Raw genomic sequence first — 21,240 nt, forward strand, 5'->3', positions numbered from 1 at the left:
GCCTTATAAAGTGGCAGGGCTGATAGCTATTGCGGTGTCGCGTCAGATGTCGACGACGAGGCCCTTGGCTTTCAGCACCGGTTCGAGATTGCTGACCTCGATGACCGATTTGCCCTGCTTATATGCTGCGATATAGCCGGCCTCGGCATCTTCGCGGGTCTGTGACAGCCTGGCGACTTCCTGCGCTTCCTGGCGACGCACGACCACCAGGCCGTCGGCATCACCGGCGATGATGTCGCCGGGATGGATGATTTCGCCGCCGACGATGATCGTGTCGTTCACCGCCGCGATGGTTTCCTTCACCGTCCCCTTGATGCAGACGCTGAGCGAGAAGACCGGGAAACCGAGTTCTCTCAGCTGAAGCGTGTCGCGCACGCCGGTGTCGGTCACCAGGCCGCCGATGCCCTTTGCCAGGCAGGCATTGGCAAGCACATCGCCGAAGGATCCGGCCTCTTCGTATTCGCCCGCCGATACGACGATGATATCGCCCGGCTTTGCGTAGTTGATGGCAAGCTGCAGCATGATGTTGTCACGCGGCGCGCATTTCACCGTGAAGGCCGGACCGCAGAGTTTCATGCGGTAGTCGACGGGCTTCAGACGGGAGGAAAGCGCTCCGCGGCGCCCTTGGGCTTCGTGGATCGTCGCTGGCGAAAATTTGGAAACGGCGTCGATATCGGCTTTGCTTGGCCGTTCGGCAATATCTTTAATATGGATCATGGATGCCTCCCATTTTTGGCTGACGGCGGGCATGTCCCGCCGTCTGATTTCGTTTGGATATCGTCATTGGAAGACGCCGAAGTCTTAAGGGATCGGGTCGAACTTCAGCTCCGAGAGCGATACGACCTTGTCGGTGCGTGTCATCTTGTATTCGGTATCCGGGCCGAGCCACTTGTCCCAGATCTTGTTGATCTCGCCCGATGTGTCGAGCTTGCGAAGGATCTCGTTGATCTTGGCGGTCAGCGCCGGCTGATCCTTGGCCATGCCGATGCCGATCGGCTGGTACAGCATCGGCTCCTCGATCATCCGCATTGCTTTGCCCTTGCTCTTCGATTCATTGACGAACTTGGTCGTCGTCATGGTGTTGGCCACCATGCCCCGCGCCTTGCCCTGCTGGACGGCGAGATAGGCCGAGGCGGTATCCTGGAAGGTCAGCGGGTCGGATTTGTTGAGCTTGATCGACATCTCGGAGGTCGAACCCTTGGTCGAAGCGATGCGCTGGCCTGCGTAGTCGGCCTTCGTCTTGCCGGCATCGTCCGCCGGTACGATCAGCATTTCCTTGGCGAGATAGTAGGGATCGCTGAACTGGATCTGCTCGGCGCGGCTCAGAGTATAGGCGAGGTTGGCAACGGTGATGTCGACGCGGCCGAGCTTGACCTCGGGCACGCGCGCCTCGACCGAAACCGGCTTGATCTCAGCCTTGACGCCCAGCTCCTTGGCGATGGCGCCGCAGAGATCGACGTCGAAACCGGCCATTTCGCGGGTCTTCGGATCGGGCGAAGCGAAGGGAGGAACGTCGGCGAAAGTCGCGCAGCGCAGGGTTTTCGCCGACATGATGTTGTCGAGCTGATCGGCTTGTGCGGGCAAGGCGGCCGCCATGCCGGCAAATGCGGCGGTGAGAGTTAGGCATTTCCAGTTCATTGCTGTTCTCCTTTGTTTTTGGTGGTTGGTATCAATGCCTGAGATCAGCGAGGAAACGCTGCGCCCGGGGATGGCTTGGATTGTTGAAGAAGTCCTCGGGGGTCGCCATTTCGAGGATCTGGCCGGCATCGATGAACCAGACCCGATCGGCGACGTCGCGCGCGAAACCCATTTCGTGGGTGACGCAGAGCATGGTCATGCCTTCCGACGCCAGGCTCTTCATGACGGCCAGCACTTCGCCGACCATTTCGGGATCGAGCGCGCTGGTCGGCTCGTCGAACAGCATCACCGGCGGTTCCATGGCAAGGGCGCGGGCGATTGCCACCCGCTGCTGCTGGCCGCCCGAGAGTTGGCCGGGATAGGCCCGCGCCTTGTCGGCAAGACCGACCCGATCGAGAAGCTTGAGGGCCTTGTCCTCTGCGACGTCTGGCGCCACGCCTTTCACACGGATCGGCGACATCGAGACGTTTTCGACCACCGAAAGGTGCGGAAACAGGTTGAAGTTCTGAAATACGAAGCCGATCCTGCTGCGCAGCGCATTGAGTTCCTTTGCCCGCATGGCGGCGTGGATGTTTTGCCCGTCGAGCGTGATCGATCCGCTGTTGATCTCCTCGAGGCGATTGATCGTGCGGATCAGCGTCGATTTTCCCGAACCGGACGGCCCGCAGATGACCACGACTTCGCCGCGCGAGACCTGCGCATCGATATCCTTCAGGACCGGATAGTCGCCGTAGCTCTTGCAGACCTGCGAAAGCCGGATCGTCTGCAATTCCTGTGCTGAAACTGACATGGTCATGGCTGCTCCGATATGATTTTCGATGGCGCGACCAAGGCGGCGGCAGGAAGGTTGGAAAGTCCCGCACGTCGCCGCGTGATGCTCCGCTCGAGGCGATTTGCGAAGTAGGTGAGCGTCCAGCAGATGGCGAAGTAGACGATCGCCAGAATGAGGAAGACCTGGAAAGGCTGCGTCAGGAGCTGGTTGTTGACCTGGCTTGCGGCAAAGGTCAGGTCCGGCACGTTGATCACGTAGCCGAGCGTCGTGTCCTTGATCGTCGAGACGAATGTCGAGATGATGCTGGGGATCATGTTGTAGAGCGCCTGCGGCAGGATGATGAAGCGCATCGCACCTAAATAACCGTGACCAAGCGCACGTCCCGCGTCCATCTGGCCCGGTCCGAGCGCAACGATGCCGGCACGCACGACTTCGCTCAGGAACGCGCTTTGATAGACCACGAGCGTCGTCAGCATCGTCACGAAGCTCGGCACATCGGCGCCGGTCAGCAGCGGAACGAGGAAATAGCTCCACAGGATGAGCATCAAGAGCGGCACGCCCCTGGTGAAATAGACGAGCGCGGTGACCGGCCAGCGCAGCAGCGGCGACCTGGAGAGCCGCGCCAATGCGAAGAGGATACTGACCGGAAAGGCGAGAGCGATGCTGAGTGCAGAAAGGATCAGCGTGTTGGCGAGCCCGCCAAGTGGCCCGTTCGGATATTGGCCGATCAGCAGCAGCAGCCAGTAGTCTTGGACGATGGCGATCATATCGTGGATCATGCTCGCGCACTCCTGGCAGGATCGGTGCGCATCGACAGATAGGCGCCGATGCTCATGATCACGAGCGAGAAGAAGAGGTAGAGAACCGTGCCGATCAGGTAGATCTCGAAGGTCCGGAAGCTGAGGTTCTCGATTTCCTTGACGGCATGCGTCAGTTCCGAGGCTCCGATGACGACAGCGAGACTGCTGTTCTTGAAAAGCGAAACGCTGTGATTGATGAGCGGCGGCAGCGCGTTGCGCACGCCTTGCGGCATGATGACGAAACGCATCGCCGAGACATAGCCGTGGCCAAGTGCGCGGGCCGCCTGCATCTGGCCGGGGCCGACCGAGCGCACGCCCGAACGAAGATCTTCGCTGAAATAGGCCGCCTGGCAGAGCCCGAGCCCGATCACCGCGAAGATGGCCTCGGCATTATGGACGGCCAACCATGCCGCTACCCCGTTCGGCATCAGGGTGAAAATCCCGAAATACCACAGCATCAGCTGAACCAGTGTGGGGACATTCCGGTGGTAGGAGACGTAAGCGGCGACTAACGGATCACCGAAGCGAAAGGGCGACAAACGCAAAGCCAGCAGCAGAAGTGCCAGCGCCATCGCCATCGACCAAGAGCCGGCGTAGATGATGAAGGTCATCTCGATGCCATGCAGCAGCATGGCGGTATATTCCGGATTTCCCAGGATTGCCGAAAGGTCGAAACCGCTCACGGGTTTGGCTCCCCGGATTGATCCGTCTTCACCGAAGGCTGGGGCTTTGCCGTCTGCAGGCCACCCATGACCTGCAGCGTCGGCGTGATCTCCATGTGCCCGATGTTGACGGCGACGGGGGCTGCTATCGCGAAGGCAATCGCGTCGGCGATATCGGCCGCCTGCGGCAGTTCGAAGCCGTCGATGAACCGTTCGCGGATGCTGGGGTCATCGCCGTGGACGTGATTGAAAATGTCAGTGGCGACCCGGCCGGGGCAGATTTCCGTGACCCGTACCCGCTTGCCGAAAGCGTCGATGCGCAGCTGGTTGGACAGCATGCTCACCCCTGCCTTGGTGGCGTGATAGGATGAGTTGCCGCCGAAATTATAGGCGCCGGCGATCGACGAGATGTTGATGACGTGCCCGCGGTCTCGCGCCACCATACCGGGCACGACCAGCCGGCAGATGTGCAGGACCGCCCGGAGATTGACGTCGACGATGAGATCGATATCGCCCTCGTCGGCTTCCAGGAATTTCTTTGGCCGGTCGACACCGGCATTGTTGACGAGAATATCGAACTCCACCCGACGTGTGAGCTCTGCCACGGCCTGACGGTCGGTCACATCGATGACGTGGGCGACGCAGCCCGTCCGCGTAGCCAGCTGCTGCAGCGCTTCGGCACTGCGGGCAACGGCATGGACCTCGATGTTTTCCCGGCGGAACCGCTCCACCACGGCTGCGCCGATACCGGAAGATGCGCCGGTCACCAGTGCGGTCTTGTAGTCGGAGAATGGCATTGTCGTTCCCTTGTTGTTGATTGAAACAGTAGCGAAGCTTAAACCCCTTGCCTAAGACCGATTATCTCTGGAGCAATAAGCAACGGTTATGGAGCCGGCGCAGGCTGCTGAAGAAGAAAAGAGCTGGTGCTGGGCATCACCTCGCGGCTTCCGGGCGTCAGGAAAGCAGCGACGGCGTCGCGTTGCAAAAGCAATGCGTGTCTGCAAATGTAAGCCGCGCAGATCAGAACGGTACCCCGATCCTCATGGACATCAGACGCCTCAAATCTTTCATCGTGATCGTCGACAGCGGCAGCATCACGCGAGCGGCGGACCTTTTGCATATCGCCCAGCCGGCGCTCAGCCAGCAGCTTGCCGCACTTGAGGAGCATTTCGGCCACAAGCTGCTGATCCGCAGCCAGCAGGGCGTCAGCATGACCGATGCGGGACATGCGGTGTATCGTCATGCGCAGATTATCCTTCGGCAGATGGAGCAGGCGCAAGCGGATGCCTCGGCAGCCGGCAATTCGCTTGCCGGCCGTGTGTCCGTCGGCCTTGTGCCATTCAGCAGTGCCGCCACGCTGTCGGTCGACCTCCTGGCGGAGACCCGGAAACGGCATCCCGGTATCCTGCTGCACCTGACCGAAAGCGTCGGCCAGACCTATAGCCAGATGATCATGAACGGCCGGCTGGAGATGGCGCTTCTCCATGGAACCGGACCGATCAAGGGTGTCCGGTTCGAGCCGATCCTGAGCGAAGAGTTTTTCCTTGTCGCGCATCGGGACTTTGCGATCGAGGCGGATGCGAAACCCGTTTCGGTCAATACTCTCGACGGGATACCGCTGCTGTTGCCGCCGGCCTATAATTTCGTGCGCCGCGCGGTCGATACCGCCTTCACGCGCACCCGCACCAATTTGAAAGTCGTGGCGGAAGTCGAAATCGTCCGCACGCTCGCCCGCGCGGTGGGCAGCGGTCTCGGCGCGACGATCATGCCCAAAGCCATCGCCGACCGCATCGTATCGGAATCGAGCGAGCCGCTGATCTGCCGGCTCGTCTCGCCGCGGATCGAAGAAACCCTGTCGCTGTGTGTGTCCGATCAGAATCCCTTGTCCGAACCGGCCCTTGCCGTCCGCGACATCCTTCTCGAGCTGACGGCGCGGTTGAAACGCTAGAGCATGATGCCGAAAAGTGTGAGCGGTTTTCGGACGACATCATGCTCCATTTCTTTGCTTTAGATCCGAATTCAGATCTAAAGCGCGTTGCCGATCAGCGCATATCCCTGCAGAACTGGGCTATGTGCGCGCATCCTTCGCCGAGTTTCTCCATGCTCGTGGCGTAAGAAATGCGAAAGAAGGGGCTCATTCCGTAAGCCGCCCCTTGCACGGTCGCGACATGATGCTCGTCGACGAGCGCCATGACGAAATCGACATCGGTCTCGATCTTTCGCCCGCCCTTGCTGGTCTTGCCGATCAGCCCCGAGATATTGGGATAGATGTAGAAGGCGCCTTCGGGCCTATGGCAGCGCAGCCCTTCCACCTCTGACAATCGGTCGAGAACGAAGTCGCGTCTTTCCTTGTAGATCGCGGCACGCTCCTTCAAGAGATCCTGAGGCCCATCGAGCGCCGCGGTCGCCGCAGCCTGCGTCAGCGTCGCGATGCCGCCACCATTCTGTCCGTTAACGTTGCTGATGGCGGAGATCAAGTCTTTCGGCCCGGCACAAAAGCCGAGCCGCCAGCCTGTCATCGCGTAAGCCTTGGAGACGCCGTTCATCGTCAGGACGCGATCATAGAGCCTGGGCTCGACTTCGGCGATCGTGCAGAACTGGAAGTCGTCATAGACCAGGTGTTCGTAGATATCGTCGGTCATGATCCAGACATTGGGATGTCGCAGCATGACCTCAGCGATGGCAGCCATCTCCGCCCGGGAGCAGGCGGCTCCGGTCGGATTGTTCGGGAAGTTCAGGAAGAGCCATTTGGTGCGCGGCGTGATCGCCGCCTCCAGATCCTCGGGATGCAGCTTGAAGCCGGTCTGCTCGTGGCACGGGACGGCGACCGGGACACCGCCGGCGAACTTGACGATATCCGCATAGCTGACCCAGGAGGGCGTCGGAATGACCACCTCGTCGCCGGGATTGCAGGTTGCCAGCATGGCATTGAAGATCACCTGCTTGCCGCCGCCCGAGACGACGATCTGGCTGGCATCATAGTCGAGATTGTTGTCCCGTTTGAACTTCCGGATGATGGCCGACTTGAGCACCGGCGTACCGTCCATCGGAGGATATTTCGTATCGCCTGCAAGAGCTGCCGCATAGGCCGCCTCGATCGCGTGCGCCGGAGTGGGGAAATCCGGCTCGCCCGACGAGAGGCTGACAACTTTGATGCCTTTGGCGGCCAGTTCCCTGGCGCGCTGGGTCATGGCGGCGGATGCGGAGATGGAGACGTTTTTCAGGCGGTCAGCGATAACGGACATCGACATGGTCCTTCGATGGGAGATGGGAACGGGAAACGCCCGCGGGCGATCGGGATTGCGTCAGTCGGCGAGTTCGGCGGCAGGCGCGAGCGCAGCACCCGTGGCTTCGATCTCGCCGCGCACGATGCCGGCAAGCTCGAGAGCGCCGGGCGTGTCGCTATGGACGAGAATGGAGCGGGCCGGCATTGCGATCACCGCTCCGTCGATCGTCTCGACAGTTCCTTCGAGCAGAAATTTCCGTACGCGCGCACGCACCGATGCCTCGTCCTTGATGACGGCGCCAGCGAGCCCGCGCGCGACAAGTCTGCCGCCAGCGTCATAAGCCCGGTCCGCAAGGAAAAGCGCCAGCGTCTTCAAACGCGCGCGCCGAGCTGCCTGCTGGATCTCGCTGCCTGAAGTGACGAAGACGACGAGGCCCGCATCGACCGTGGCGATCGCATCCATCATCAGATCGGCCAGCACAGGATCGCGGTTGACCATATTGCCCATAGCCGCGTGGAAGCTGATATGGGAGACAGTGACACCCTCGGCTTTGGCGATCGCCATCAGTGCGCCGAGCTGATAGAGCATCTGCTGGCGAAGCTCGTCTGCCGGAAACGGTATTTCGCGCCGGCCGAAACCCGGCCGATCAGGCAAACCGGGGTGCGCGCCGATGCCGACGCCGTTCAGTTTCGCAAGCCGGACCATGCGTCCCATCGTATCCGGGTCGCCGCCATGGAAACCGCAGGCGATGTTGGCCGACGAGACAAGTTTCATCATCGCTTCGTCGTCGCACAGCCGGTAGGGACCGAATCCTTCGCCCATGTCGGAATTCAGATCGATCTTCATCAGTTCCTCCTTTTGACGGCCTTTTGGGCGACACGCATTAGGCCATCGCCTTCAAGGCGCGCTTGACCAGTCGGGATGTCTGCCTGACGTCTTCGACATAGCCGGCGACAGCCTGTTCAACTGAGCGCGCCTCCGCATGCGTCGAGCGAACGAACTTCAGGCGGGCGCCGATCCGGGCTTGGCCGAGCCGCCAGAGATCGCATTCGATCACGCCGGCGATCTTCGGATATCCGCCGGCGGTGTTGGCATCGCTCATCTGCACGATCGGTTCGCCGCCGGGCGGAACCTGGATCACGCCGGGCACGACACCGTGGGAGCGCATCTCGATGGACGCTGTCGGCTTGATCGGCTCGCCGGACAGGCGATAGCCCGTCCGGTCGCTTCGCGAGGAAATCCTCCAGGTCTGGCTCCAGAAGGCTTCGCCATCTCCGGCGAAAAGATCATGCTCGCCGGCCGGTAGGCCGCGGATCGGCAGTGTGCCGTCGACAGCAGCCGGGAAGACTTCGCGCAGCGCCACGGCCGGTTCGACGACGGCGAGCCCGGAGGCCGGCAGCATAATCATTTCTGCGTCCTCCCCGACCGCGATCCGATCGCCCTTCGCCAGAGGCCGGCCTGCATTGCCCCCGAAGCTGCCGCGCAGCGACGTGCTTTGCGAACCCATGACAACGGGGATGTCCAGCCCGCCTCCGAGCGAAATATAGGAGCGCGCCAGTAGCGGCGGCTGTTTCAGTTCGAGAAGCTGTCCGGGCTCCGCGATATAAGCGCACCAGGCAAGCAGTTCCGATCCGTCGAGATGAGAATTGCCGTCCGCGCCGGTCACGGCAAAGGCGATGCGCCGTTCGAAACGCAGGCTGAACGGGAAGGTCTGCACCTCTACCGCGGCTGCGTTTTCGTCGTTGCCGACGAGAATGTTGCCGATCCGGACCGCAAGCGGATCCATCGCGCCGCTCGCCGATACGCCGATGTCGCGATAGCCGGGGCGCCCAAGATCCTGCACTGTGTTGAACGGACCGCTTTCCATGATCTCGATCATAGCTCGATCCTTTCCGGCAGGAACCGCACCGTATCTCCCGGCGCCATCATGGCGGGGCTCGGCAACATGGGGTCGAACATCTCAAGTGCCGCGAAGCCGATGGAATTCCAGCCGTTGGGACCTGTGAGCATGGCGACGCCGGTCTGCATACCGCCGATGGTCACGCAGCCCTTCGGCATCTTCAGCGAGGGCACGGTCTTTCGCGGCATGTAGATACGCGGATCGAGACCATGCAGATAACCGAAACCGGGAGCGCTGCCCAAGGCGAAGACACGGTAGGTCGCTTCATGATGGATGCGGACGACCTCGCGGTCGCTCAAGCCCGAGAGATTACAAAGGGCCGGAAGATCCGTCGCAAATTCGCCGCCATAATGGACAGGGATCTCGATGGTCTTGCCGTTGAGATCGATGCTGCGGGCATTCTCCCATGCCTCCAGCAGCCGGGCGACCACCGCATCAGGATCCTCGGGCGTCTCCTTGAAGATCACCAGCAGATTGGTCATGCCCGGAATGTTTTCCGCAAGGTCCGCCCAACCTTTCACGGTCTGGGACAGAGCCCAGATCCGCCGCTGCGCGATGAGATCGAAGTCGCCGGGCGCCTCGAGCAGGAAGGATCTGGCGCCGATCGAGGAAACCCGCGCCAGGCTTTTGGTGGCCGGAACGATCTCGCGTTGCGATGCATGTCTGTTCGTCGTGACGATCATGACTGGAGCTCGATTTCGAACAGAGGATCACCGAAGCTAACCAGCGCACCAGGCTCGGCGAGCAGCCTGGTCAAAACACCGGAACGTCCGGCGCGAAGGGGAAGCAGGATGTGCCCTACCCCGACAAAGCCGACGATATCCGCATCGGATACGGAGCGCGGCAGATCTTGCGGCACGGCGGAGGCGGCCGGGTGCTCGACACAGAAGCGGCCGGCCATCGGCGCCTTCACGACGGCCGATGCGGAGCCGGGAGCCAAACCGGGAGCAGGAGACGTCGCCCCGGTCGAGCTGATCCGGGAGCCGCCTTTTCCGGCGACGACGATGCGAAGCTGCCCGCCCGGCCGGGAGATTTCGAGACCGTCCACACCGGCGGCCGTCAACGCCTCGGTGAGCAATGCAATCGTCGCCGGATCGCTGAAATCGATCGCGCTCATGCCCCCCTCCGCAGTTTCAGCCATTGTTCGAGATAATGGATATCCGTCTCGCCGCGCGCGAACGCGCCATCCTCGAACAGGGCGCGCAGGAAGGGGATGTTGGTGGAAATCCCCTCGACCTCAGTGCCCGCAAGCGCCTCGCGCATTCTTGCCATCGCTTCCGCCCGCGTCGGCGCATGGACGATCAGCTTGGCGATCAGCGAGTCGTAATAGGGCGAGACCTTGTAGCCGGCATGAATATGCGTATCGACGCGGATGCCTGGTCCCGTCGGCAACGCCAGATGGGTGACGACACCCGCCGACGGCAGGAAATTTTCCGGATCCTCGGCGTTGATGCGGCATTCGAAGGAGTGGCCCTCGCATGTCACATCGCCTTGGGTGAGATCGAGAACGTGGCCCTGCGCCGCCCTTATCTGCGCCTGGACGATATCGACACCACTCGTCAGCTCGGTGACGGGATGCTCGACCTGAAGTCGCGTGTTCATCTCGATGAAATAGAAAGCGCCGTCCTCATAGAGGAATTCGAAGGTTCCGACGCCCCGGTAGCCGATCTGAAGGCAGGCCTTTACGCAAGCCAGACCGACCGGCTGGATGATGTCGGGTGCGATCCCCGGCGCCGGCGCCTCCTCCACCACTTTCTGATGGCGGCGCTGCATCGAGCAATCCCGGTGGCCCAGCCACACGGCATTGCCGTGATCGTCGCAAATAACCTGGATCTCGATGTGGCGCGGATGCTCTAAGAATTTCTCTATGTAGAGCGAGGGGGAACCGAAGGCCTTGCGGGCCTCCTCCCGTGTCAGCGCAATTGCTTCATGCAGCAAATCGGCCTTGGGCACGACACGCATGCCGCGCCCGCCACCGCCGGCGGCTGCCTTGATGATGACGGGATACCCGATTTCCAGCGCTATGCGCTCGATCGTGGCGGGGTCATCGGGCAGCGCCGTGTCCGGACCAGGAACGCAGGGCACGCCGGCCGCCATCATCGCGCGCTTTGCCGCGATCTTGTCGCCCATAATCGCAATCGATGACGCGGTCGGACCAATGAAGGTCAGCCCCGCCTTTTCGATGGCGTCGGCGAAGGCGGCGTTTTCAGACAGAAAACCGTAACCTGGATGGATGGCGCCTGCACCGGCAAGACGCGCCGCCAGAAGGATGGCATCCTGATTGAGATAACTCTTGGCGGCGGTCGATGGGCCGATGCAAAGAAAGCTGTCGGCGGTGCTGCCGTAAGGCGCTTGCCTGTCGGCCTCGGAGCAAATGGCGACCGTCTTCAGGCCGAGCTCATGGCAGGCGCGCTGGATCCGGGCTGCGATCTCGCCACGATTGGCGATCAGAACAGTATCGAAGCGGTCGGTCGCGGATTGTTCAGTCGTTTCCGGCATCAGGCAATCTCCGCCAGCAGGTCGCCGGTCTCGACCTCGCCCTCGTCGATTTCGGTAAGGTGCGTAATGCGCCCTGACCGCGGCGCAGCGATCGTGTTGAAGACCTTCATCGCCTCGATGATGAAAAGCGTCTGCCCCTCCTCCACCTCGTCACCGATTGCAATGAATGGCGGTTCCCCGGGTGCCGGGGTCCGGTGCAGAACGCCGAAGACAGGCGCCTTCACCGCATAGGAAGTTTTCTCGAGCCTCGACGACGCATCGGAGCCGGCATCATCGGCAAAGCTCGTCGTCGATCCTGCCTTTTGCGCGGGCTCGGCAGCAGCCTCCTGACCCGGCGACGTGCGGAAAATCCGAACCGTCACGTCCTTTTCGGTCACGGTCAGCTCGGCAATGTTCGATCGTCCGACAAAGTCGATCAGCGTCTTGATCTTCGAGAGGTCCATATGCGTGCTCTGAATTTCAAAATTCCACCGCGCAGACCCGAAGTTTCAAGTCGCCCGGTGTTGTGATTTTTCGTAGCACGACGCGTCGACTGATGGGGTCAGACGAAGTTTTGATGGAGTGCAATCGGCACCCACTACGATATATCGCCGAACGTTAGCGACCTTCCCTCGACGGCAGCCGGAAGTGGCAGAATCCCCGCAATGGATTCAATGAAGGGACAATGTTTGTTGGCCGAAAGTGCTATATGTAGGTAAATACCTACATGAGGCAGCCAACTATGACCATTACGACACTTTCCAGCCGTGAACTCAATCACGACGTCAGCAATGCCAAGAAAGCCGCCAGAAAAGGGCCAGTCATCATCACTGACCGCGGCAAACCTTCCCATGTCCTTCTGACATACGAGGAATTTCAGCGTCTTTCCGGTAGGAGCCAAAGCTTGGTCGATGGGCTTTCCATGCCGGGCCTGTCGGAAATTAATTTCATGCCGTCGCGGGTCGAGATCAAAACCCGCGGAGTTGACCTGTCTTGAGTTATCTGCTGGATACGAATGTCATTTCCGAACTGCGCAAGATTGGTGACGGTAAGGTTGATCCGGAAGTCGTGGCATGGATCAAAACGGCAAACGCTTCTGATTTTTATCTCTCTGCAATGACCATTCTCGAATTGGAACGGGGCGTGCTTGCTGTCCAACGACGCGATGCCCGGCAGGGTTCACGCCTGCGTACATGGCTTGATGATCACGTGCGTCCGCAGTTCGCCGGCCGGATACTGCCGATCGATGATGCCATCGCCACGCGCTGCGCGCATCTGCATATTTCCGACCGGCGCAACGAGGCAGATGCGCTAATTGCTGCCACTGCACTGGTGCACAATCTTACCGTGGTCACGCGAAACGTGAGAGATTTCGACGGCACCGGTGTGGTCATTGTCGATCCTTGGCAGGGTCAAGCAATGTAGGCGCCTTAAATGGATGCAAGTCGCAGCGTCCATTACAACGTCGGCGTTTCCACACGGATGCGCGGCCGGCTTCCGTCATCGTCAGCTCTTCGTGGGGCCGATGCTCTCCCGCAAGATCAGGCTGCTTCGGATGACGGTGCGAACCGCCGCCGTATTCTGCCGCTGGTCAATGGCGTCGAGCAGAAGATCCACCGCTGCGCGCCCCATCTCTTCCACCGGCTGCTTGATCGTCGAGAGCGGCGGCGAGCAGAATTCGCAGACCGGGGAGCCGTCGAAAGAGACGACGGACAGATCACCGGGAATGCGCACGCCTGTCCGCTGGACACGGCTGACGAATGAAATGGCCATGTCGTCGCTGGTCGCGATGACGGCTGTCGGTTTCTCGGTCAACTCGGCGAAATCATCCGCCGCCTGGACACCAATGTCGAAGCCGTGCTGATAATCGAGATGACCACCCGAGCGATGCACCGCCTCCTCGGACAATCCTGCCGCCTCGAGCGCCTCGAGCACGCCGCCGTAACGCTCGACATCGTGATAATTGCCTTCAGGCCCTGCAAGATAGAAAAACCGCCGATGACCCAATCGGATCAGTTCGGCAGTAACGTCGCGCACGGCTTCGCGGTCGTTCGTCACGACGCTCTGCAGGCCGGCATCGCTCATGTCGAGCAGCATCGACACGATCGGCAGACCGGAATTGGCCAGCGACCGCCCGTCGACCTCCGGAAGCTTCGACGACAGGATGATGGCCCCGCGTACGCTGCCGCCGAAGGCGAGGTCGAGGATATGCCGTTCGGAAATCTCGTCGCGATCGAGGTTGGCAATCATCAGGTTGTAGCCGCCCTGGATCAGCGATTGATTGATACTCTGCAGCACCTGCGGAATGACCTGGGAAGCACCATAGTAGAGCGATCCCGGCAGAATGATCATGATGATGTTGGATTTGCCGACCCTGAGGCCGCGCGCCATCGCGTTCGGCGTATAGCCCAGTTGCCTGGCTGCGGCATTGATCCTGGCGCGCGTCTTCTCGTTGACTCGGCCGGGATTCGCGAGCGCCCGGCTGACTGTCGATATCGCAACGCCGGCGAGCCGCGCGACATCGGCCATCAATGCACCCGATGGCTCCTCTCCCACCACATCCTTGTTTTTATTCATGTTTATTTCGGTCTCCCGGATGCTTCGATTTGCAACTCTAAGGCAGGGAGCGGTTTATAGCAAACGTTTGCCAAAAATCGCTTGCTTAAAAAACCGGCTTGGCTATTATCTAGCCATGGCAAACGATTGCCATTTCTTAATGCGTTGAAAACCCATGTTTTATTGGATGCGGAACGGCACTTCCGCACGCTGGTAGGTCATGCCTCGAGAAATGGACAAATTATGGCTACTGACAGGCTGCGCTTCGGTGTCGATCTCGTGACATTCTTTCATCCCGGCTTCTGGGGCGTCGACAGCCATGAGGCGATCGTCGGCTACGCCCGCGCCGAGCCCCGTGCCTTCTGGGACAAGATACTCGACAGCGTCCAGGCCTCCGGCGTTGCCGGTGTCGAGCTGACGTTCTCTCCCTTCAACTGGCAGGACGCCATCAAGACCTATGGTTCCGTCGACGCCTTTGCAGCCGAACTGGCAAGACGCGGCCTGACGCTCTGCAGTGGCTTCTTCGCGGAACTGGAGGCGGCCGGCGATTTCGCTGAGCCCGAGGCCCAGCGCGCGCTGATCGACAAGGCGGAACGATATGCCGACTTCCTGAAAGCCTGCGGCAGCGACATCATGGTGATCGGCGCGCCGCTGCGCCAGACGCTCGGCGCCCAGCCGGTGCAATTCTACGATTTCGACCGCGCCAAAGTGATTGCCGATTTTCTGAACCGGCTTGGTGCGACCCTCTATGCCAGGGGCGTGCGGCTGGCGCTGCACACCGAGGCGCACTCGATCTTTGCCGCCGCGCGCGACGTCGATCTGATGATGCTTTTGACCGACCCGGCCTACGTGCACATGTGCCCGGACACGGCCCATATCATCGTTGCCGGCTCCGATCCCGTCCAACTCGTCGATCGCCATCACGAGCGCATGATCATCGCTCACTGGAAGGATGCGATCGGCCCGATGCCCGCCGATACGCCGATCGACAAGCACATCCATGAACGCCACCAGCCCTATTTCTGCAGCTTCGGCCTCGGACGGGTCGACTGGCCATCCTGGATCCGGCTGCTGCGCGACCGGGCCTATGAAGGCTGGGCGATCCTCGAACTCGATGCCGCGCCCGATCCCGTCCGCGACATCGCCAACGGGCTCACGCTCGTCCGGCAGGCGCTCCTGCCGATCTATCGCTGACAGTCATCCCTAAGACAACGAACGCCCCGCAAAGAGGGCATTTTCAAGAGGTGGAACAATGAAGACCATGATGAAGCTTTTTCTTGCCGGCGTGGCATTCGCCGGTCTCTTCGCCTCGGCCCATGCCGAGGACAAGCCAACGATCGAGATCATGTCGTCCTGGACGTCGGGCGGCGAAGCTGCCGCCCTCAACGTCATCAAGACCGAGTTCGAAAAGCGCGGCGGCGTCTGGAAGGATTCCTCGATCGCCGGCTTCGGTGCGGCCGATGCCGCCTTCCAAAACCGGATCGTCGCCGGTGATGCGCCCGGCGCCAAGCAGGGCGTCATCGGTCTCGCTGCCGCCGATTTCATCAACCAGGGCCTGTTCAATCCGATCGACGACGTGGCGGCCGCCGGCAAATGGGCTGACGCCCTGCCGAAATCGATCCATGATCTCATCACCTATGACGGCAAGGTCTACCTTGCGCCGACCGGCGCCCATGGTGAAAGCTGGCTCTTCTATTCCAAGGAAGCCTTCGAGAAGGCCGGTATTTCGCAAGAGCCCAAGACCTGGGACGAGCTCTTTGCCGATCTCGACAAGCTGAAGGCTGCCGGCATGGTTCCGGTCGCCTGGGGTGGCCAGCCCTGGCAGCAAACCAAGGTCTTCAACATGATCCTGCTTTCGCAGGTCGGGATCGACGGCTTCCTGAAGATCTATGTCGATAAGGACAAGAGCCCGGCATCCGTCGAAGGCGTGAAGAAGACCCTCGAAATCCTCGGCAAGCTGCGTGGTTATGTCGATGCCGGTGCCGCCGGCCGCAACTGGAACGACGCGACCGCCATGCTGATCACCGCCAAGGCCGGCGTGCAGTTCATGGGCGATTGGGCCAAGGGCGAATTCACCGTTGCCGGCAAGGAGCCGGGCAAGGATTATGGCTGCATGATCGTGCCGGAATCGAAGGGCATGGTTTATATCGCCGACTCCCTCTGGTTCCCCAAGACCGGCAAGGCCGAGACCGACAAGGCGCAGAAACTTCTCGCCGAAGTCGTCATGGATCCGGCCGTCCAGGTCGAATTCGCCCTCAAGAAGGGTTCGGTTCCGATGCGCGCCGACGTCGACAAGTCGAAGCTGGACGTCTGCGCCCAGAAGGGTGTCGAGCTGATGGCAGCCGGTGCGATCGTGCCGGACCAGGCGATCGTGCTGACGCCCCAGCAGGTTGGCACGCTCGATGACTTCGTCGACGAATACTGGAGCGGCGGCTCGGACGATACGGCCTCCACAGCTGGGAATTTCTTCGCCATCTTCGAGTAGGATAGTAGCCCGTGGCGTCGACCTGATGTCGGCGCCACGGCTGCCAGCCGCCGCCTCGCGCGGCGGCGCGCCCTGCTTTCCACTCCGTCAACGAGCTGGCCGATGTCCATCAAACGCAAGCCCAATCTTTCCGCGACCATCGCGCTTTTGCCGACATGGTTCGTCGCGGTCGTGGTCTTTATCGGCACCATGGCCTGGTCGATCCGCCTGTCCTTCACCAATTCGACGCTTTTTCCATCCTCGACCTATGTCGGCTTGGCGCAGTATTCGAAGCTCTTCTCTTCTGCCAAGTGGCTGGCCTCGCTGCAAAACGTGTTGATCTTCGGCGTCCTATACGTCGCAGGCTGTTTGCTGCTGGGCTTCCTGCTGGCTGCGGCGCTGGACCGCAAGATCCGCTTCGAAAGCGCCTTCAGGACCATATTCCTCTATCCCTACGCCATGTCCTTCGTGGTGACCGGGCTGATCTGGCAATGGATGCTCAATCCGACGCTCGGCATCCAGGCGAGCGTGCGTTCGCTCGGCTGGGAAAGCTTCGTCCTCGACTGGGTGGTCAATCGCGACATGGCGATCTATGCGCTGGTGCTTGCCGGCGTATGGCAGGGCGCGGGGCTCGTCATGGTCATTGCGCTCGCCGGCATGCGCGGCATCGAAGGCGAGCAATGGAAGGCGGCGCGGATCGACGGTATCCCTGTCTGGCGGATCTATGTCTCGATCATCCTACCCCAGCTCGGGCCGGCGCTGGCCGCGGCCGGCATGCTGCTCGCCATGGGCGTGATCAAGACCTATGACATCGTCGTTGCCATGACCAATGGCGGCCCCGGCAATGCGACGGAGGTGCCGGCGAAATTCATCATGGACAATCTGTTCGGGCGCCAGAACCTCGGCCTCGCCACAGCCGGCGCGACGGTGCTTGTCCTCGGCGTGATCATCGCAGTCGCCCCGTTCCGCTACATCATGCACATGCGTGACAAAGCCAAGGGAGCCGCGTGATGGCACGTCTTCATCCGAACGGCCCGAAGCCGGCACAGATCACCGCCGGGCGCATCGGCCTCTATGCCTTCCTTGTCGTCGCAGCGCTTTTCTTCCTTTTGCCGCTCTACACCATGGTCGTTACCTCGCTGAAATCGATGCCCGAAATCCGGCTCGGCCAGATCTTTGCCCTGCCGGCGACGCTCGATTTTTCTGCCTGGGCAACCGCCTGGTCGGGGGCCTGCATGGGAACCGTCTGCGTCGGCATTCGCAGCGGCTTCTGGAATTCGGTGGCGATCACCCTCCCCTCGGTCGCGCTCTCGGTCTTCATCGGCGCCGTCAACGGCTATGCGCTGTCGCTCTGGCGGCCGCGCGGGGCAAACCTGCTCTTCGGCCTGCTGATGGCCGGCGGCCTCATCCCCTACCAGATCTTCCTCTATCCGATGGTCCGGGCGATGGCGAATATCGACCTTTATAATTCGCTGGCTGGCATCATTCTCGTGCATGTCATCTTCGGTCTGCCGCTGGTGACGCTTCTTTTCCGCAACTATTTCCTCAGCGTGCCGGAGGAGCTCTGCAAGGCGGCGCGCGTCGACGGCGCGGGCTTCTGGCGCATCTTTTTCGAGATCATGCTGCCGATTGCCGTGCCGATGGTCGTGGTGGTCTCCATGCTGCAGTTCACCGGCATCTGGAACGACTTCCTGCTCGGTCTCGTCTTTGCCGGCCGCGACAACCTGCCGATGACCGTGCAACTCAACAATATCGTCAACACCACGATGGGCGAGCGGACCTACAACGTGAACATGGCGGCGACGATCCTCACTGCCATCGTTCCGCTCGCCATCTATTTCCTGTCCGGCCGCTGGTTCGTGCGCGGCATCGCGGCCGGCGCAGTCAAGGGGTAACACTTCCATGCAATCTGCCGTCTCCGTCAAGGACCTGAAGATCGCCTACGGCGACCATACGGTGATCGAGAAGATGTCGATCGACATCGCGTCGCGAGAGTTCCTGGTGCTGCTCGGCCCTTCCGGCTGCGGCAAGTCCACGCTTCTGAACGCCATTGCCGGTCTCCAGGACATCACATCAGGCGAGGTCTGGATCTCGGGCAGGAACGTCAGCTGGGAGGAGCCGAAGGACCGCGGCATCGGCATGGTCTTCCAGTCCTACGCGCTCTATCCGCGTATGTCGGTCCGCAAGAACCTCTCCTTCGGGCTTCGCGTCGCCGGCCTGCCGAAGGCCGAAATCGAGGCCCGTGTTTCCCGCACCGCCGCCCTTCTCCAACTCGACAAGCTGCTCGACCGGCGTCCGGCCGAGCTTTCCGGCGGCCAGCGCCAGCGCGTCGCCATCGGCCGGGCGCTGGTGCGTGAAGTCGATGTCTTCCTGTTCGACGAACCACTGTCGAACCTCGATGCCAAGCTGCGCAACGAATTGCGCGTCGAGATCAAGAAGCTGCACCAGCGCCTCGGCAATACGATGATCTATGTCACCCACGACCAGGTCGAGGCCCTGACGCTGGCCGACCGGATCGCCATCATGCGCGACGGCGTCATCCAGCAACTCGCCTCGCCGGCCGAGATCTACCGCCGCCCGGCCAATCTCTTCGTTGCCGGCTTCATCGGCGCTCCGGCGATGAATTTCATCGAGGGCCGGATCGAGCCCGGCAACGGCGCGCCGCTCTTCCGGAGCAAGGAGTTCACTGTCGATCTCTCCGGTTATTCCTTCCGAGCGGACGCAGCAGAAGGGCCTGCTACTCTCGGCTTTCGCCCGGAACACCTTGTGCTCGATGGCGCCACGAGCGGCCTGCCAACCATTCCGGGGCGCGTTTCCGTCGTCGAGCCGATGGGTTCGGACGCCGTCGTCTGGTTCGACTGGGCAGACCAGAGCCTATCGCTCCGGCTGATGGGCGATGTCACGCTTGAGCCTGGCGATCCCGTGGCTCCCGGGCTCGATATCGCCAAGGCGTCCCTCTTCGGCACTGACGGATCGCGGCTGTGACGCGCCACCCCTTTGTTTCCCCGCAATTCCTGGCGCTTTTCGTGCCGTTTTGAGGATTGCTCAAGGACAGGATTAGAAAAGACATGTCTGAGATCGTCTATGATGCGCTGGTGATCGGTTCCGGCGCGGCGGGTTCATTCGCGGTAAAGGAACTGACGGCACAGGGATTGTCGGTGCTGCTGCTCGAGGCCGGCCCCGCCGTCGGACCGAAGGATTTCGATCCCGTCCGCAAGAAGGCGCCGGCAAGCAGCATCAATATCTGGGAGCGTGCGCGGGCCACTCTCAAGGGCCAGCCGATCCAGGCGCGCGCGGCGTTTTTCACCGAGCGCTTCAGCCACTTCTTCGTCAACGACCGCAAGAACCCCTATACGACGCCGAAGGGCGAACCCTTCCTCTGGATCCGCGGCCGCCAGGGCGGCGGGCGCCTCCACAGTTTCGGCCGGGTGCTGCTGCGCTGGACCGACGACGATTTCAAGATCCGCTCACGTGCCGGAAAGGGTGTGGACTGGCCGGTCTCCTATGATGAGTTGGCGCCTTTCTACGACGAGGTCGAGGCCTATCTCGGGCTCTATGGCAACAAGGACAACGTGGCCACGCTGCCGGATGGCATCTATGCGAAGCCGGCAAGCCTGACGCCCGCCGAACAGATCTTCAAGCAGGCGGTCGAAAACCGCTGGCCGGAGAGGCACGTCGTCTCCTGGCGCTACATCGCGCCTGACGCCGACCGGATGCCGCGACCGCTGCGAGATGCAAACGCGACCGGTGAGCTGACCATCCGCTACGACGCCGTCGTTCGCCGCATCACCACGGACGAGAAGACCGGCCGCGCTACCGGCGCCGAATATATCGATCGCAACACCGGTGCGGTATCGACGGTTCGCGCCGCGACGGTGGTGCTTTCGGCCTCGCCGATAGAGAGCGTGCGGCTGCTCTTGAATTCGGCGTCGGCGAAACATCCTGATGGGCTCGGTAACAGTTCGGGCGCTCTCGGCCGCTATTTCATGGACCAGCTTCCATGCCTCGCCTTCGGCTCCTTCTCCAAGGCAAAGGGTTGGGCGCCCGACGAGTCCGCGCCGACCGACCCGTTCTATAATCCGTCGGGCGGGATCTTCATTCCCCGCTTCGGCGAGAGCGACGCGGCCCGCGGCGATTTCGACTACCAGGGAAGCGTCGGCCGCGCGCCGGTCTCCGTGGACACGGATGCACGTCTCGCCTTCTTCGGCTTCGGCCGCATGCTGCCCTATGCCGACAATCGCATCACGCTCGATGTCAGGCGTAGGGATGCCTGGAACATTCCCGTGCCGCATATCCGCTGCGTCATGCAGGAGGAGGAGCAGGCGCTGCTCAGAAGGCAGGAAGAAACGCTGATCGCATTGATCAAGGAGGTCGGCGGCGACCTCGAATTCATCGGCTCGCCGACCGGCCTCAAGGAGATGGGCAAGGGCGCATTTCCCGAAGCCGATGTCTTCAGCCGCTTCATGTTCCGCAAATGGTTTCGCAAGACCATGTGCATGGGAGCGGCAATCCATGAGACGGGCGGCGCGCGCATGGGCGAAACCCGTGAGGCTTCGGTTCTCAACCCCTATAATCAGCTCTGGGATGCCCCGAACCTCATCGTCACCGACGCCAGCGCCTTCCCCGGCAGCGGCATCGCCGGCACCACACTCACCGTCATGGTCCTGACGATCCGCGCCTGCCGGAATCTTGTCGACCAGTACCGGACAGGACGGCTGTAGGCGCCCGCAACGGCTGAACTGC

At 61.5% G+C, this 21,240-nt stretch carries 23 protein-coding genes; 9 read left to right on the forward strand and 14 right to left on the reverse strand.

From position 1 onward, the window contains the following. Positions 1-42: 42 nt before the first annotated feature. The 6 genes from ACM5SV_RS34905 to ACM5SV_RS34930 all read right to left on the reverse strand — a co-directional run bounded on the left by ACM5SV_RS34905 (position 43) and on the right by ACM5SV_RS34930 (position 4,669). Positions 43-717: a 4-carboxy-4-hydroxy-2-oxoadipate aldolase/oxaloacetate decarboxylase gene (locus ACM5SV_RS34905; protein ID WP_011654448.1), complete on the reverse strand. Its 675-nt coding sequence runs from the start codon at positions 715-717 to the stop codon at positions 43-45. Positions 718-801: 84 nt separating this feature from the next. Further along, positions 802-1,638: an ABC transporter substrate-binding protein gene (locus ACM5SV_RS34910; RefSeq protein WP_131620573.1), complete on the reverse strand. Its 837-nt coding sequence runs from the start codon at positions 1,636-1,638 to the stop codon at positions 802-804. Between the two features lie 31 nt (positions 1,639-1,669). Further along, entirely contained in the window at positions 1,670-2,434 is a 765-nt protein-coding gene (locus ACM5SV_RS34915; protein WP_419425497.1) for an amino acid ABC transporter ATP-binding protein, read from the reverse strand. Then, entirely contained in the window at positions 2,431-3,189 is a 759-nt protein-coding gene (locus tag ACM5SV_RS34920; RefSeq protein WP_003555458.1) for an amino acid ABC transporter permease, read from the reverse strand. The genes ACM5SV_RS34915 and ACM5SV_RS34920 overlap by 4 nt, the downstream gene beginning before the upstream one ends. Next, a complete protein-coding gene (locus tag ACM5SV_RS34925; RefSeq protein WP_419425498.1) occupies positions 3,186-3,893 on the reverse strand; it encodes an amino acid ABC transporter permease in 708 nt (235 codons plus the stop codon). Before ACM5SV_RS34925 ends, ACM5SV_RS34920 begins: the two co-directional genes overlap by 4 nt. Continuing rightward, complete coding sequence (locus ACM5SV_RS34930) at positions 3,890-4,669, reverse strand: SDR family oxidoreductase (RefSeq protein ID WP_419425499.1); 780 nt, start codon at positions 4,667-4,669, stop codon at positions 3,890-3,892. Before ACM5SV_RS34930 ends, ACM5SV_RS34925 begins: the two co-directional genes overlap by 4 nt. Positions 4,670-4,914: 245 nt before the next feature. Here ACM5SV_RS34930 and nac point away from each other — a divergent pair, with 245 nt between their 5' ends. Then, positions 4,915-5,820, forward strand: coding sequence for a nitrogen assimilation transcriptional regulator NAC (nac, locus tag ACM5SV_RS34935; protein ID WP_419425500.1), 906 nt, complete (start codon positions 4,915-4,917; stop codon positions 5,818-5,820). A gap of 94 nt (positions 5,821-5,914) precedes the next feature. Here nac and ACM5SV_RS34940 read toward each other — a convergent pair whose 3' ends face one another. The 7 genes from ACM5SV_RS34940 to ACM5SV_RS34970 are packed head-to-tail and all read right to left on the reverse strand — an operon-like array spanning position 5,915 to position 11,941. Then, positions 5,915-7,117 (reverse strand): pyridoxal phosphate-dependent aminotransferase, encoded by a 1,203-nt coding sequence (locus ACM5SV_RS34940; RefSeq protein WP_419425501.1) that lies wholly within the window; start codon positions 7,115-7,117, stop codon positions 5,915-5,917. A gap of 60 nt (positions 7,118-7,177) precedes the next feature. Continuing rightward, on the reverse strand, positions 7,178-7,945 hold the full coding sequence (locus ACM5SV_RS34945) for a 5-oxoprolinase subunit PxpA (protein ID WP_003555453.1): 768 nt from the start codon (positions 7,943-7,945) through the stop codon (positions 7,178-7,180). Between the two features lie 37 nt (positions 7,946-7,982). Further along, positions 7,983-8,978: a biotin-dependent carboxyltransferase family protein gene (locus tag ACM5SV_RS34950; RefSeq protein WP_419425502.1), complete on the reverse strand. Its 996-nt coding sequence runs from the start codon at positions 8,976-8,978 to the stop codon at positions 7,983-7,985. Next, positions 8,975-9,682 carry a 5-oxoprolinase subunit PxpB gene (gene pxpB / locus ACM5SV_RS34955; RefSeq protein ID WP_419425503.1) on the reverse strand — a complete coding sequence of 236 codons (708 nt, stop codon included), beginning with the start codon at positions 9,680-9,682 and terminating at the stop codon, positions 8,975-8,977. The genes ACM5SV_RS34950 and pxpB overlap by 4 nt, the downstream gene beginning before the upstream one ends. Further along, positions 9,679-10,116, reverse strand: coding sequence for an acetyl-CoA carboxylase biotin carboxyl carrier protein (locus ACM5SV_RS34960; RefSeq protein ID WP_003555448.1), 438 nt, complete (start codon positions 10,114-10,116; stop codon positions 9,679-9,681). Before ACM5SV_RS34960 ends, pxpB begins: the two co-directional genes overlap by 4 nt. Further along, the gene (accC, locus tag ACM5SV_RS34965; RefSeq protein WP_419425504.1) at positions 10,113-11,498 is read right to left on the reverse strand and encodes an acetyl-CoA carboxylase biotin carboxylase subunit; all 1,386 of its coding nucleotides are present in this window, start codon (positions 11,496-11,498) and stop codon (positions 10,113-10,115) included. Before accC ends, ACM5SV_RS34960 begins: the two co-directional genes overlap by 4 nt. Further along, positions 11,498-11,941 carry an acetyl-CoA carboxylase biotin carboxyl carrier protein gene (locus ACM5SV_RS34970; protein ID WP_003555446.1) on the reverse strand — a complete coding sequence of 148 codons (444 nt, stop codon included), beginning with the start codon at positions 11,939-11,941 and terminating at the stop codon, positions 11,498-11,500. Before ACM5SV_RS34970 ends, accC begins: the two co-directional genes overlap by 1 nt. Before the next feature lie 278 nt (positions 11,942-12,219). On the opposite strand from ACM5SV_RS34970, the gene ACM5SV_RS34975 reads away from it, so the two are divergent. Then, positions 12,220-12,474, forward strand: a complete 255-nt coding sequence (locus tag ACM5SV_RS34975; RefSeq protein WP_033184308.1) for a type II toxin-antitoxin system Phd/YefM family antitoxin — start codon at positions 12,220-12,222, stop codon at positions 12,472-12,474. After that, positions 12,471-12,902 carry a type II toxin-antitoxin system VapC family toxin gene (locus ACM5SV_RS34980; protein ID WP_033184307.1) on the forward strand — a complete coding sequence of 144 codons (432 nt, stop codon included), beginning with the start codon at positions 12,471-12,473 and terminating at the stop codon, positions 12,900-12,902. The genes ACM5SV_RS34975 and ACM5SV_RS34980 overlap by 4 nt, the downstream gene beginning before the upstream one ends. Positions 12,903-12,983: 81 nt before the next feature. Here ACM5SV_RS34980 and ACM5SV_RS34985 read toward each other — a convergent pair whose 3' ends face one another. After that, positions 12,984-14,054, reverse strand: coding sequence for a LacI family DNA-binding transcriptional regulator (locus ACM5SV_RS34985; RefSeq protein ID WP_033184306.1), 1,071 nt, complete (start codon positions 14,052-14,054; stop codon positions 12,984-12,986). A 222-nt stretch (positions 14,055-14,276) separates the two neighbouring features. Between ACM5SV_RS34985 and ACM5SV_RS34990 the strand changes: the two genes are divergently transcribed. The 6 genes from ACM5SV_RS34990 (at position 14,277) to ACM5SV_RS35015 (ending at position 21,218) form a co-directional block, all read left to right on the forward strand. Then, positions 14,277-15,227, forward strand: a complete 951-nt coding sequence (locus ACM5SV_RS34990) for a sugar phosphate isomerase/epimerase family protein (RefSeq protein WP_128449400.1) — start codon at positions 14,277-14,279, stop codon at positions 15,225-15,227. Between the two features lie 58 nt (positions 15,228-15,285). Beyond that, a complete protein-coding gene (locus ACM5SV_RS34995; protein WP_222015425.1) occupies positions 15,286-16,518 on the forward strand; it encodes an ABC transporter substrate-binding protein in 1,233 nt (410 codons plus the stop codon). A gap of 102 nt (positions 16,519-16,620) precedes the next feature. Next, entirely contained in the window at positions 16,621-17,508 is an 888-nt protein-coding gene (locus ACM5SV_RS35000; RefSeq protein WP_003555441.1) for a carbohydrate ABC transporter permease, read from the forward strand. Beyond that, positions 17,508-18,392: a carbohydrate ABC transporter permease gene (locus ACM5SV_RS35005; RefSeq protein WP_003555439.1), complete on the forward strand. Its 885-nt coding sequence runs from the start codon at positions 17,508-17,510 to the stop codon at positions 18,390-18,392. Before ACM5SV_RS35000 ends, ACM5SV_RS35005 begins: the two co-directional genes overlap by 1 nt. Positions 18,393-18,399: 7 nt before the next feature. Next, a complete protein-coding gene (locus ACM5SV_RS35010; protein ID WP_012760633.1) occupies positions 18,400-19,482 on the forward strand; it encodes an ABC transporter ATP-binding protein in 1,083 nt (360 codons plus the stop codon). An 83-nt stretch (positions 19,483-19,565) separates the two neighbouring features. Next, positions 19,566-21,218 (forward strand): GMC oxidoreductase, encoded by a 1,653-nt coding sequence (locus ACM5SV_RS35015; RefSeq protein ID WP_419425505.1) that lies wholly within the window; start codon positions 19,566-19,568, stop codon positions 21,216-21,218. Positions 21,219-21,240: the final 22 nt, after the last annotated feature.

The sequence above is a fragment of the Rhizobium sp. CRRU65 genome (assembly GCF_048551595.1).
Classification (GTDB): domain Bacteria; phylum Pseudomonadota; class Alphaproteobacteria; order Rhizobiales; family Rhizobiaceae; genus Rhizobium; species Rhizobium leguminosarum_J.

Bases quoted from the DNA above. Each gene is read 5' to 3' on its own strand.
- pxpB (WP_419425503.1), bottom strand. From the start codon at position 9,682: ATGATCGTCACGACGAACAGACATGCATCGCAACGCGAGATCGTTCCG.
- ACM5SV_RS34990 (WP_128449400.1), top strand. From the start codon at position 14,277: ATGGCTACTGACAGGCTGCGCTTCGGTGTCGATCTCGTGACATTCTTT.
- ACM5SV_RS34950 (WP_419425502.1), bottom strand. From the start codon at position 8,978: ATGATCGAGATCATGGAAAGCGGTCCGTTCAACACAGTGCAGGATCTT.
- ACM5SV_RS35005 (WP_003555439.1), top strand. From the start codon at position 17,508: ATGGCACGTCTTCATCCGAACGGCCCGAAGCCGGCACAGATCACCGCC.
- ACM5SV_RS34995 (WP_222015425.1), top strand. From the start codon at position 15,286: ATGAAGACCATGATGAAGCTTTTTCTTGCCGGCGTGGCATTCGCCGGT.
- ACM5SV_RS35015 (WP_419425505.1), top strand. From the start codon at position 19,566: ATGTCTGAGATCGTCTATGATGCGCTGGTGATCGGTTCCGGCGCGGCG.
- ACM5SV_RS34940 (WP_419425501.1), bottom strand. From the start codon at position 7,117: ATGTCCGTTATCGCTGACCGCCTGAAAAACGTCTCCATCTCCGCATCC.
- ACM5SV_RS34905 (WP_011654448.1), bottom strand. From the start codon at position 717: ATGATCCATATTAAAGATATTGCCGAACGGCCAAGCAAAGCCGATATC.
- ACM5SV_RS35000 (WP_003555441.1), top strand. From the start codon at position 16,621: ATGTCCATCAAACGCAAGCCCAATCTTTCCGCGACCATCGCGCTTTTG.
- nac (WP_419425500.1), top strand. From the start codon at position 4,915: ATGGACATCAGACGCCTCAAATCTTTCATCGTGATCGTCGACAGCGGC.
- ACM5SV_RS34960 (WP_003555448.1), bottom strand. From the start codon at position 10,116: ATGAGCGCGATCGATTTCAGCGATCCGGCGACGATTGCATTGCTCACC.
- accC (WP_419425504.1), bottom strand. From the start codon at position 11,498: ATGCCGGAAACGACTGAACAATCCGCGACCGACCGCTTCGATACTGTT.
- ACM5SV_RS34975 (WP_033184308.1), top strand. From the start codon at position 12,220: ATGACCATTACGACACTTTCCAGCCGTGAACTCAATCACGACGTCAGC.
- ACM5SV_RS35010 (WP_012760633.1), top strand. From the start codon at position 18,400: ATGCAATCTGCCGTCTCCGTCAAGGACCTGAAGATCGCCTACGGCGAC.
- ACM5SV_RS34920 (WP_003555458.1), bottom strand. From the start codon at position 3,189: ATGATCCACGATATGATCGCCATCGTCCAAGACTACTGGCTGCTGCTG.
- ACM5SV_RS34945 (WP_003555453.1), bottom strand. From the start codon at position 7,945: ATGAAGATCGATCTGAATTCCGACATGGGCGAAGGATTCGGTCCCTAC.
- ACM5SV_RS34985 (WP_033184306.1), bottom strand. From the start codon at position 14,054: ATGAATAAAAACAAGGATGTGGTGGGAGAGGAGCCATCGGGTGCATTG.
- ACM5SV_RS34970 (WP_003555446.1), bottom strand. From the start codon at position 11,941: ATGGACCTCTCGAAGATCAAGACGCTGATCGACTTTGTCGGACGATCG.
- ACM5SV_RS34930 (WP_419425499.1), bottom strand. From the start codon at position 4,669: ATGCCATTCTCCGACTACAAGACCGCACTGGTGACCGGCGCATCTTCC.
- ACM5SV_RS34915 (WP_419425497.1), bottom strand. From the start codon at position 2,434: ATGACCATGTCAGTTTCAGCACAGGAATTGCAGACGATCCGGCTTTCG.
- ACM5SV_RS34910 (WP_131620573.1), bottom strand. From the start codon at position 1,638: ATGAACTGGAAATGCCTAACTCTCACCGCCGCATTTGCCGGCATGGCG.